At 58.7% G+C, this 11353-nt stretch carries 11 protein-coding genes and 1 pseudogene; 8 read left to right on the top strand and 4 right to left on the bottom strand.

The genetic code is table 11. The features are described from left to right. From BN874_RS21430 to kdsB, 6 genes and pseudogenes are all read left to right on the top strand, one after another. Positions 1 to 1481: DNA internalization-related competence protein ComEC/Rec2 (locus tag BN874_RS21430; RefSeq protein WP_034436971.1), on the top strand; the 1481-nt coding region annotated here is incomplete at its 5' end. A gap of 112 nt (positions 1482 to 1593) precedes the next feature. Then, on the top strand, positions 1594 to 2220 hold the full coding sequence (locus tag BN874_RS21425) for a MotA/TolQ/ExbB proton channel family protein (protein ID WP_034436970.1): 627 nt from the start codon (positions 1594 to 1596) through the stop codon (positions 2218 to 2220). Continuing rightward, positions 2217 to 2672: an ExbD/TolR family protein gene (locus tag BN874_RS21420; RefSeq protein ID WP_034436969.1), complete on the top strand. Its 456-nt coding sequence runs from the start codon at positions 2217 to 2219 to the stop codon at positions 2670 to 2672. Before BN874_RS21425 ends, BN874_RS21420 begins: the two co-directional genes overlap by 4 nt. A 3-nt stretch (positions 2673 to 2675) precedes the next feature. Then, positions 2676 to 3706 (top strand): annotated as a pseudogene (gene lpxK, locus BN874_RS26570) (tetraacyldisaccharide 4'-kinase); the annotation flags it as partial. 85 nt (positions 3707 to 3791) lie between these two features. After that, complete coding sequence (locus BN874_RS24055; RefSeq protein WP_081756587.1) at positions 3792 to 3980, top strand: Trm112 family protein; 189 nt, start codon at positions 3792 to 3794, stop codon at positions 3978 to 3980. After that, positions 3955 to 4761 (top strand): 3-deoxy-manno-octulosonate cytidylyltransferase, encoded by an 807-nt coding sequence (gene kdsB / locus BN874_RS21410; RefSeq protein WP_051498184.1) that lies wholly within the window; start codon positions 3955 to 3957, stop codon positions 4759 to 4761. Before BN874_RS24055 ends, kdsB begins: the two co-directional genes overlap by 26 nt. Here the strand turns inward: kdsB and BN874_RS21405 are convergent. Continuing rightward, positions 4753 to 5037, bottom strand: a complete 285-nt coding sequence (locus BN874_RS21405) for a hypothetical protein (protein ID WP_154725069.1) — start codon at positions 5035 to 5037, stop codon at positions 4753 to 4755. The genes kdsB and BN874_RS21405 overlap by 9 nt on opposite strands. A 5-nt stretch (positions 5038 to 5042) precedes the next feature. On the opposite strand from BN874_RS21405, the gene BN874_RS21400 reads away from it, so the two are divergent. Next, positions 5043 to 5603 (top strand): low molecular weight protein-tyrosine-phosphatase, encoded by a 561-nt coding sequence (locus tag BN874_RS21400; RefSeq protein ID WP_320411490.1) that lies wholly within the window; start codon positions 5043 to 5045, stop codon positions 5601 to 5603. An 80-nt stretch (positions 5604 to 5683) separates the two neighbouring features. On the opposite strand, the gene BN874_RS21395 is transcribed toward BN874_RS21400, so the two are convergent. From BN874_RS21395 to cysD, 3 genes are all read right to left on the bottom strand, one after another. Next, on the bottom strand, positions 5684 to 6760 hold the full coding sequence (locus tag BN874_RS21395; RefSeq protein WP_154725068.1) for a hypothetical protein: 1077 nt from the start codon (positions 6758 to 6760) through the stop codon (positions 5684 to 5686). A gap of 257 nt (positions 6761 to 7017) precedes the next feature. Continuing rightward, positions 7018 to 8931 (bottom strand): sulfate adenylyltransferase subunit CysN, encoded by a 1914-nt coding sequence (gene cysN, locus BN874_RS21390; RefSeq protein ID WP_034436966.1) that lies wholly within the window; start codon positions 8929 to 8931, stop codon positions 7018 to 7020. Further along, complete coding sequence (cysD, locus tag BN874_RS21385) at positions 8931 to 9818, bottom strand: sulfate adenylyltransferase subunit CysD (RefSeq protein ID WP_034436972.1); 888 nt, start codon at positions 9816 to 9818, stop codon at positions 8931 to 8933. Before cysD ends, cysN begins: the two co-directional genes overlap by 1 nt. Before the next feature lie 414 nt (positions 9819 to 10232). On the opposite strand from cysD, the gene BN874_RS24870 reads away from it, so the two are divergent. Next, positions 10233 to 10565, top strand: coding sequence for a hypothetical protein (locus BN874_RS24870; protein ID WP_154725067.1), 333 nt, complete (start codon positions 10233 to 10235; stop codon positions 10563 to 10565). The last annotated feature ends 788 nt before the right edge of the window (positions 10566 to 11353 follow it).

Below are 11353 nucleotides of genomic sequence, written 5' to 3'. Positions count from 1 at the left end.
GGCCGGCGACTCGGGCGGCGGCGCTGGCCGCTTTGATCGGCGCCGGCGGGTACACTTTGCTATCCGGTCTTTCCGTCCCGGCGCAGCGCTCATTCCTGATGGTGGCGGTAGCGATGGCCGCGTTGATAGGTCAGCGCTACGCGGTGTCGAGCCGGATTCTGGCGCTGGCGTTACTGACGATTCTGGTTCTCGATCCGGGGGCGCCGCTACTGGCCGGATTCTGGCTGTCGTTTGGGGCGGTGGCAGTCATTCTCTATAGCGTTAGCGGGCGTTGGCGTGAACCGCGATGGCTCGGCCAGACCGTCGGCTTACAGCTCAATATCACCTTGGCGATGCTGCCGCCGACCCTGATTTTCTTCCAGCAATTCGCACTGTTATCGCCTTTGGCTAATTTCATCGCCATTCCCTGGGTCGGTTGCACTGTGCTGCCGCTGACCCTGCTGGCGGCGCTGGTCGAACCGCTGGGCGTCACCGTGCAAACGGCGGTGCTGGAACTGGCGGCGCTGACCATGGATGGTTTGTGGCACATCCTGGTTTGGCTGGATCGCTTGCCTGGCATGGTGCTGTACCGGCCCGCGCCGCCGCTGTGGACGCTGATATTCGCATTGCCGGGCCTGGCGTGGTTGCTGGCACCGCACGGCTTGCCGGGCCGCTGGCTGGGAGTGCCGCTGTGCCTGCCGTTGCTGTGGCCGCCGACCGCTGCGCCGCCGCCGGGCGGAGTCTGGTTTACCCTGCTGGACGCCGGTCAAGGTTTGGCGGCGGTGGTGCGAACCCAACATCATGTGCTGGTTTACGATACCGGGCCAAAACTGGGAACGACGCTCGATGCCGGTCGAGCCGTGATCGTCCCGTTTCTGCGGCAACAAGGCGCACTTCAGGTGGATACGCTGATCATCAGCCACAACGACAGCCAGCATACCGGTGGGGTGCGGTCGTTGCGGGAATTGGTGCCGGTGATGCGCATTCTGACCTCCGCGCCGGAACAGACGCCGATGGAGGGCGCGCAGCCGTGCCGAGCCGGTGAAACTTGGGAATGGGACGGGGTGCAATTCGCTATTTTGCATCCGCCATCGTCCGGGTTCAGCGGCGATAACGCCTCCTGCGTCCTCCGGGTGGAAAGCGCAGCAGGCCGGATGTTGCTGCCGGGTGATATTGAAACTGCCGCTGAAACTGCGCTCACCGCCAATTACGGAACCGGGTTAGCGGCTGAAATCCTGGTCGCACCGCATCATGGGCATCGCAATCTGTCTATACCGGCGTTTCTGAATGCAGTACAGCCGCGTTATGTGCTGTTCGCTACCGGTCATCACAACCGGTTCGGCTATCCGCGTCCCGACACTGTGGCCCGCTATCAGGCCAGCGGCGCTACGCTGCTCAATGCCTCCGACGAAGGCGCAATCACGTTTCGGTTGGAGCCGGGCGCGACGCTGACGCCGGAGCGCTACCGGCGCGATCATCGCCATTACTGGACCGTGCCGTGATCGGGAACAAGGCCAAGATTCGTCGGTTGAATCTCCAGTATCATGCGCCGGTTCCATTGGCGACCGTGGGTCAACGATAAATGATGATGTGGAAAATCCAAGAGGCCACCGCATGATTGATTTGATCAAGGCGGGAGGTTGGTTAATAGCACCGATTCTGGTCTGCTCGCTGGTAGCTACTACGATCATCATCGAGCGGCTGTGGGCGCTGCGGCGGGCGCGGGTGCTGCCATCCAGGCTATTGGCGATTCTGGATCACTGGCTGGAATCGGGTGTGGTCAGTTCGCCGGAACTGGACGCCTTGCCGCTGAATTCGCCGCTGGGCCAAATCGTGGCGGCAGGGCTGGCCTGTCGCGGGCGCAGTCGGGATATTCTGCGGGAACGGGTCGAGGACACGGGCCGCCATGTAACGCATGAACTGGAACGGTTTCTCAATACCTTGGGCACGATAGCGGCCATTAGTCCGCTGCTTGGGTTACTGGGTACGGTGGCGGGCATGATCAAGATTTTTCAAGTCGTCTCGATGCAGGGCAACAGCAATTTCAGCCTGCTGTCGGTGGGTATCGCCGAGGCGCTGGTCACCACCGCCGCTGGCCTGACTGTCGCTATTCCCAGCGTCCTGTTCTACCGTTATTTCAATGCCCGAGTGGATGAACTGGTGGTGCGGATGGAACAGGAAACCTTGCAACTGGTGGATTTACTGGATTCGGGAACCGACACGGAGCAACGGAAACCATGAATCTGCGTCCCCGCCGCCGCGAAGAGCCGGAAATCAATCTGGTGCCGATGATTGATGTGGTGCTGGTGCTGCTCATCTTCTTCATGATCGCCACCAGCCTGCGGCCCGAATCGGCACTGGACCTTCGCCTGCCTGAGGCGGCAGGCCGCTTGTTGCCGAATCCTCCGGCGCAACTGACCGTGGATGTTGACGCCAACGGTCGTTACACCGTTAATGGACAAGCATTGGAAACTGCCGATGCCACCGGGTTAAAAGTGGCATTACAAGCCTTCGCCAACGGTCGCACTGTGCCGCTGACGCTCCGTGCGGATGGCCGGACGCCCCATCAGGCGGTGGTGACCGTGCTGGAAGTCGCCGGCCAACTGGGCCTGAAACAGTTAGCGATTGCGACCACGAATCCGTCAACCGTGATTCCTTCCTCCTCGAAACCCGCGTCGTCGCCGGACCCCTGAATCATGAACTGGCTGGATCGTTATGGATATTCCCTCAATCTGGTAGCGGTGTTGCTCTGGCCCATCAGCCTGCTGTTCGGCGTGGCAGTGCGGCTGCGGCGCGGACTCTACCACTACGGTTTCCGCAGCAGCGAAGCCATCGGTGTGCCGCTGATTGTGGTCGGCAACATCAGCGTCGGCGGCACCGGCAAAACCCCGCTGGTGGCGCGGCTGGTGGAACTGCTGCGCGAGGCCGGTTATCAGCCCGGGGTGATCAGTCGCGGTTACGGCGGCCGGTCGGAGCAATGGCCGCGTCATGTGGTCGCTGACAGCGACCCGCGCCAGGTCGGCGACGGCCGCGTCATGTGGTCGCTGACAGCGACCCGCGCCAGGTCGGCGACGAGCCGGTGCTGCTGGCGCAGCGCTGCCGTTGTCCGGTGGTGGTAGGACCGGATCGGGTCGCAGCAGCGCGGGCGTTGCTCGCTGCTTACGATTGCAACGTCATCCTTAGCGATGATGGGTTGCAGCATTATCGCTTGCGTCGTGACCTTGAGATTGCGGTGGTAGACGGATTCCGCCGGATGGGTAATGGGGCCTGTCTGCCCGCTGGGCCACTGCGGGAGCCGCTATCCCGCTTGCGTAAGGTGGATTTCGTGGTTGGCAATGGCGCAGCTCGGGGCAATGAGTATCTGATGTGCCTGCGCGGCGACACGGCGATAAGTCTGGCCGATCCTTACGTTAGTGCCGCGCTGGCCGGGTTTCGTCACCGCACCATTCATGCGGTCGCTGGCATTGGCGATCCGGGGCGGTTTTTCGAGTATCTGCGCCAAGTTCGGCTGCACATCCTGGAGCATCCCTTTCCCGACCATCATGTTTTTCGCCTGGAAGATTTACATTTTCCCCAGGATATGCCGGTGCTGATGACCGAGAAGGATGCGGTAAAGTGTCGATCTTTCGCGCCGGAAGGCTGCTGGTATGTACCGGTCAGTGCGCAACTGGAACCGGCGTTCGAGGAAGATTTGCTCAAGCGGCTGGCGACGGTGGCGATGACTAAAGGCATCCGGCGCGATCATTCCAGCGTGAATCGGCGGGCGCGCCAGCTCCCGACCACGCCCTCCATCGGTGAAGAGGTAACAAATCATGGACAAGAAACTGCTGGATATTCTGGTGTGCCCGGTCAGCAAGGCTGCACTGGTGTACGACAAGGCGCGGCAGGAACTGATCTGCCAGCAAAGCCGGCTGGCCTACCCGATCCGTGACGGGATTCCGGTGATGCTGGAAGCCGAGGCGCGCCGACTGAGCGATGACGAGGTGGCTGCAAGTGGGTGAGGCCGAACCCCGGTTTCGGATCGCGATTCCGGCGCGCTATGCCTCAACCCGGTTGCCCGGCAAGCCGTTACGGCTGTTGGCGGGGCGACCGCTGATCGAGCATGTCTATCGGCGGGCACTCGGCAGCGGCGCGGTGGAAGTGGTGATTGCCACCGACGATCCGCGCATCCGCGCGGTGGCCGAGAGTTTCGGCGCGGAAGTGTGCATGACTTCGCCCGATCATCCGACCGGCACCGACCGGCTGGCGGAAGTGGCGACGCAGCGCGGCTGGCCGGATCAGGACATCGTGGTCAATGTGCAGGGCGACGAGCCACGGATTCCACCGGCGTTGGTGCGGCAGGTGGCGATGGGGTTGGAGGAGCATCCCGCCGCCGGCATCGCTACCGCGTGTACCCGCATCCGCGAGGTCGCCGAAGTCTTTGATCCAAATGCGGTCAAGGTGGTGCTAGACGCGCAGGGTTATGCGCGGTATTTCAGCCGGGCACCGATCCCCTGGCACCGTGAAGCGTTTCAGGCGAGCCGGGAGCGATTGACCGAGTTGCCGGAACAGACCGCCTGGTTTCGCCATATCGGTCTTTATGCCTACCGGGTGGCGGTGTTGCGCCGCTATCCGCAACTGACGCCGGCACCGGCGGAACAGGCCGAGTCGCTGGAGCAACTGCGGGCGCTGTGGCACGGCATTGGCGTTTACGTCGCCGAAGCCGCCGAAGCGCCCCCGCCTGGTGTGGATACCGAGGCCGATCTGGCGCGACTGGCGGCGGAATGGGAAAGATCAGGCTAACAGGTCGAGCGCCGCCAGTTCCGGCACATCGGGGTTGAAGCGGTCACCGTGGACGTTGAGTACGCGGATGGTGAACATTTGCGGAGTCCAGCCGCCAGCGTCGCCGTACTGATTGGGCTGAATCACCTGGTGATCGCGCAAGTCGCGCAACACTAGATCCGGTGATTCCTCACCCAGGATTTCGATGACCTGGCAGGGAACACCCTGGTAGCTTAGGGAGCGGCCCAGCAGAGTTTTCAGTTTGTCGGGATCAAGGTGCAACATGAGAGGGGTCATCCACGGTGATCGGTTCCAGAATCATGCAAGCGGTGCGAGCGGTGTTTGCCGCGCCGCAACGGTCAGAGGAAGCAAAGGCGAAGGCGATGGTCAAAGTTTTGTTTGTGTGCATGGGAAATATCTGTCGTTCCCCGATGGCGGAAGGCGCCTTCCGGCGGATGCTGGAAGGCGTGGGTCTGACCGAAAAAATCTATGCCGATTCGGCTGGTACCCATTCCTATCATATCGGCGCGCCGCCTGATATGCGCGGCCAGGCGACAGCATTGCGCCGGGGAGCGGATTTGCGCGGCCTCCGCGCCCGGCAGGTGACCGAGGCGGATCTGGCCGATTTCGACTATGTGCTGGCGATGGATCAGGATAATTTCAACCACTTGCTGGCCTTGTGCCAGAACCCGGAGCTGCATTCCCGGATTCAATTATTTTTGGATTTTGCTTCGGAGGTACCCGAACGCGAAGTACCCGACCCCTACTACGGCGGGGCGGGCGGCTTCGAGCGGGTGATGGATCTGGTCGAGGCGGCGGCGCAGGGCCTGCTGGTTCACCTCCGCGAACGGTACCGAATTTAAGCGCGGTAGGCTTGATTGGTTTGCCAGCGATCGGTTTTCGACAGATGGCGCAGGAGTGGGCTGATGATTTTTTATGACACCTATAACGTCGTGAGCCTGGGGCGGCCGTTCAGATAAAGAATCCGCTGGGCCTCATCAAAAAAGTCCGGCGACTCCAGCAGTTCACTCCGGGGAAAATGCACCAGCAACACCGTCATCCGGCGGTTTGCACCGATCAGGGCGTCATCGAAAGTCAGCGTGTTGGCAGTCTTGGCCTTATCCCCGGATACCTTGATATTCATGTGATTAAGGGTGAGTGAAACCCGATCCATCCGCAGATGTCTTTCGGGCTGGCGCAGCGTAGCGACGATTTGAGCGAGGTGGTGATCGAGAGTCGCTGAGTCGGCGTGAAGCTGGCTGAACTCGGCTGCGATCTCGCGGAGTTGCCGTTCGATAGCGGCTGTTTCGGCAGCCTTCCGGGGAGCCGGGTTCGCCAGTAGCGCTTCCAAACCCGGTTCGGCCCTTTTTAGAACCTGGGCTTTCTTTTGGAGCAGTTGGCGTTGCTGCTGTTGCAGTTGCTGCTTGCGGGTGCGGGTAGCCGTCAGGCTTTGTAGTGCGGCCTCAATCAGATAATCGAAGGCTCGCTTCATCATTTCCCGCCGGGTTTCCGTTTCGCTGGATGTTGGAAATGCGACCCGGTGGTTGCGGAAGTTAACGGTCATTTGGGGTACATCCCGCCGGAGGAGGTCACCTTGCAACTCCACCCCCAGCATCGTCTTTTCGATCCGTTCCATGCTGAGCGCGGCATAGAGTTCAGGGGATACAGCAGACGGGAAGCTGGCTTTTGGCGGATTTTTGTGGAGGGTCTGACTGAAACTCAATACTTCCCTCAGGTGATCGGGAGAGATGAAGAGGGCGCGCAAGCAGGGATCCGTGGTGAAGCGGCGGCGCCCGACTTCAATCGCGGGCGGCAATGTCGCCACCTGTTGCGCCACATAATCCACCGAGTGGGCGACTGCATCCCGCAGCTTACGCCGGTAATGACTCACCGCCCGCAACCGGGGATCGGTGCCGTCCACCACCCGCTCGATGGCTTCCCGGATCAGCGCATCGTCGAACGAGCCTGTTGTCGTCATGGGTGCGGTGCGGAACAGGGATCGCAGCAAACGTAACGCCATGAGAGTTTTCCTGAAGAGCAGCGGATTGATCTGACAAGTGTAGTCGTCGCCAGCGGTGGTTTGATCACCGACTGGCAGGCTGATCCAGCCGCTCCAGCAACGCCAGCGCCCGTTGCGGATCATCCGCCCGCGCCAGCAACTGGAAGCGTAGAACAGCATCGTTCAGGGGTATGCGTCGCATACCCCTATTTAAGCTTCGCATCAGGTTCAAGCCTTGACAAAAGCGTGGCGCGCACCCTGCTTGGCTATCGGGCTGACTAGATCTGATATTCAGGCGAAAGCCATTGAGCCGCCAGAACCCGCTGCGCCAATTCAGCAACGCAATCCTCAGCGGATCGTTCTGCGGTCAGTAGCCGTACCTCTGGTGTATCCGGCGCTTCGTAATCACTGTCGATGCCGGTGAAATTCTTAATCTCGCCGCGCCGCGCCTGGGCGTAAAGGCCCTTGGTGTCGCGCCGCTCGCATTCTTCCAGCGGCGTATCGACAAAGACTTCGACAAATTCGCCCGGCTCGAACAGCGAACGCGCCAGTCGCCGTTCCGCGCGGTAAGGCGAAATGAACGACACCAGCACGATCAACCCGGCATCGACCATCAATTTCGCCACTTCGGCCACCCGGCGGATGTTTTCCACCCGATCCTCCTCGGTGAAGCCCAGATCGCGGTTCAGACCGTGCCGCACGTTGTCGCCATCCAGCAGATAGGTATGCCGCCCTTCGGCGTGCAGGCGTTTTTCCAGCAGATTGGAAAGGGTGGATTTGCCCGATCCTGACAGGCCGGTAAACCACAGGCACAAAGGCTGCTGGTTCTTGGCTGTCGCCCGCGCCGACTGGTTCACGGTGAGCGCCTGCCAGTGGATATTGGCGGCGCGGCGCAGCGCGAAATCAATCATCCCGGCCCCCACCGTTTCCTGGGTGAGCTTGTCGATCAGGATGAATCCGCCCAGAGTGCGGTTTTTGGCGTAGGGATCGAAGGCCACCGTCCGGGCCAGGCTGAGATTGACCACCGCAATCTCGTTCAACCCCAGTGACTTCGCTGCTAATTGCGCCCCGCTGTTCACGTCCTCCCGATACTTGATCTCGGTGACGATGGCTTCCACTTCCTTGCAGTGCAGCTTGGCGGTGTAGGAACGTCCGGGCAACAGCGGATGCTCCGCCATCCATAACAGCCGCGCCTCGAATTGATCGGCCACTTCCGGGGCGGCACCGGCGTCGGCCAGCACATCGCCGCGACTGACATCCACCTCGTCGGCCAGCGTCAGCGTAATCGAATCGCCGGCCAGCGCGACTTCGCGTTCGCCCTCGAAAGTAACAATGGCGCGCACCGTGGTTTCCACTCCGGACGGCAGCACCCGCACCCGCTGGCCGGGGGTAACTCGCCCGGACGCGACCCGCCCGCAATAGCCGCGAAAATCCAGATTCGGACGGTTCACCCACTGCACCGGCAGCCGGAACGGCGCGGTTTCATCGCGCTCATCCAGTGGAACCGTCTCCAGCAGTTCCAACAAGGCCGGGCCGCTATACCACCGAGTATTGGGACTGTTGGTCACCACGTTGTCGCCTTCCAGCGCCGACAGCGGGATCGCCGTTACCGACGTTAAACCGAGCGGCGCCGCAAAAGCGCAGTAGTCGGCAACGATGGCGTGAAAGGTCGCTTCGTCGTAATCCACCAAATCCATTTTGTTGACCGCCAGCACGATTTGGCGAATGCCCATCATTGCGACGATGCGGCTATGGCGGCGGGTCTGGGTCAATACGCCTTTGCGAGCGTCAATCAGAATCACCGCCAACGCGGCGGTTGACGCGCCGGTCGCCATATTGCGGGTGTATTGCTCGTGGCCGGGGGTGTCGGCGACGATGAAGCGGCGGCGGTCGGTGGCGAAAAAGCGGTAGGCGACATCAATGGTGATGCCCTGTTCGCGCTCGGCCTGCAAACCATCGACCAGCAGCGCGAAATCAATTCGCTCGCCCTGGGTGCCATAGCGCTTCGATTCGGATTCCAGCGCCCCCAACTGATCGTCGAAAATCTGTTTGGACTCATACAGCATCCGCCCGATCAGGCTGGATTTGCCATCGTCTACGCTGCCGCAAGTGATAAAGCGCAACAGCGGTTTGGTGGCTTGGGCGGTAAGGTAATGGGCAATATCGTTGATGGGTTCGATGCGCGTATCCATTAGAAGTAGCCCTCCTGCTTCTTGCGCTCCATCGATCCGATGCTGTCGGTGTCAATCAATCGGCCCTGCCGCTCGGACGAGCGTGCGTTCAGCGTTTCGGCGACCACTTCCAGCAGGGTTTCCGCCTCGCTCTCGAACGCGGCGCTGAGCGGATAGCAGCCCAGGGTGCGAAACCGCACCGATTTTATCTCTGGAATTTCGCCCGGTTCCAGCGGCATCCGCTCGTCGTCCACCATGATCAGCATCTCGCCGCGCCGCACCACTGGGCGCTTTTTCGCCAGGTACAGCGGCACGATGGGAATGTTTTCGGTCATGATGTACTGCCAGATGTCCAGTTCGGTCCAGTTGGAGATCGGAAAGACCCGGATGCTTTCGCCGGGCCGGATGCGGGTGTTGTACAGATTCCACAATTCGGGCCGTTGATTTTTTGGGTCCCAGCGATGGCCGGCGGAGCGGAACGAAAAGATGCGCTCCTTGGCCCGCGATTTCTCCTCGTCGCGCCGCGCACCGCCGAATACCACGTCGAATTTGTGTTGATCCAACGCCTGTTTCAGCGCCTGAGTTTTCATCACATCGGTGTGGTAGGCCGAGCCGTGGGTGAACGGATTGACGCCCTGCGCCAGCCCTTCCTGATTAGTGTGCGCGATCAGGCGCATTCCCAACTCGGCGGCGGTGCGGTCGCGGTGGGCGATCATCTCGCGGAATTTCCAGGTGGTGTCAATGTGCAGCAGCGGAAACGGCGGCGGCGCGGGATGGAACGCCTTGCGCGCCAGATGCAGCATCACCGAGGAATCCTTGCCGATGGAATAGGTCATCACCGGATTTACCGCGCCCGCGACCGCTTCGCGGAGAATCTCGATACTTTCTGCTTCGAGTACGTTGGTCATGGGATTTTGAATTAGGTTAGCGTTAATGGTTATATAAAAGCGGGGTTTTTCATAACGATAGATTATCAAACCCATGCGGCCATGCCAATCAATCAGAGGAAATGGGGTCAGCGTGGTGGGCGCGCAAGGTTGACCTGCTGGGGTGTGCGCGTGAGGAGGCCAGCTTATCCATGCACCTTGACATCGTTCCAATGTATGATTTGCTGTAGTGCAGCGTATATGACCTCAAAGGATCGGTTAGCGCCTTGCAACCCACCATAGCCGGACTTTGAACCTTGGAGTAGCAGGCATGGCGAAAGGATACTTGGCTACGGATGCGGAGAAGTATTAGGTCGCTTCTATTTCCGTATATCTTGCTATGGCGCAGGATATGCGGAACCTGATAATCACTTGTTATCTGTGTAAGGAGGGGAAATGACAATAATAAATATGACATTCTCAAATATTGGAAGTAGAAATGATGTTAGAAAGAGGGTGCTGGATGCTTTTATGAACGAAATACCTGGGACAGGGAGTGGTAATTTAGCATCACGGTATGATTATATTGTAGCAACTTTGCAAAATACTAATAATATTATTATAAAACGACCTGCAAATCTAAAAAATGGGTTTGATTTTTTAATTAGAGTAAGTAACACTAATTTTAATCCTAGTGGGCGAAAAAGAGATTATCCTAAACACGATGAGATTATTGATGATTTAAATATAAAGAAACTCTGCGATATAAACACATACCAGTTACTATAGCTCTCCTATGCAGGTTGTGGAATTTTTCCTCCTGTAAATTTTCCTGTGATCTGAACTGTGGGGCAGGCAGATAAAATGAACATCACCTATTGAGATCAATGGGTTAAATTCAGTTAACGCCCTAACCTGACGCTACCAGCCCTCACCATCACAGGAAAATTTACAGGAGGACATTTTTTGTAAAACAGCGTCTATTAGGAGCATGGGAACCTTCGGATTGGATTTAAAATGTCGTTTTGGTAAGCAACATTTTACCCTACCGAAGGTTCCTTTTCATATCAATCAGCTAGATAAAACTGTCCGAAGTATTGCTCTGGATAGAGACATAAAGCTCAAGCATATTGAAACGCGGTTGTTTACCAACGGTTTCGTTCAAAGCTGATACCAGTTGATCCAACAGACCTGATTATTGTTTCCAGCAGACCGTTATAAAGTCACTTTCTATTGTCTGCTGAATTCGCTGCTGCAAGGCAGTTCTACCGCAGTTGGACCGTGAGGAGAGAAAGTCATGACTAAAAGTACAGACACCAAGAAAGAAACCAAGAAGAAACCGGCGAAAACCATGAAGGAAAAGAAAGCCGAAAAGAAAACCAAGAAGGAAGCCAAGGGTTCTCTAAGCTAAGTCTTTTCATCCCACTGGGCGGCGCAACCTCTCCGAAACGGACCTGAGGTGAAGCGTCGCCCGAAACTCCCCTGCAATCAAAGTCTCAGATTCTGCGTACTGGCGCTCACCACCTATCAGTTTTAGGTAAAATTTGAAGCGGATAGGCTTTAGGTTGAGAGGAACG

This window comes from Candidatus Contendobacter odensis Run_B_J11 (genome assembly GCF_000531125.1).
Classification (GTDB): Bacteria; Pseudomonadota; Gammaproteobacteria; order Competibacterales; family Competibacteraceae; genus Contendibacter; species Contendibacter odensensis.
The sequence above is the reverse complement of the archived record's forward strand: the minus strand, read 5'-3'. Positions and strand labels throughout refer to the sequence as shown.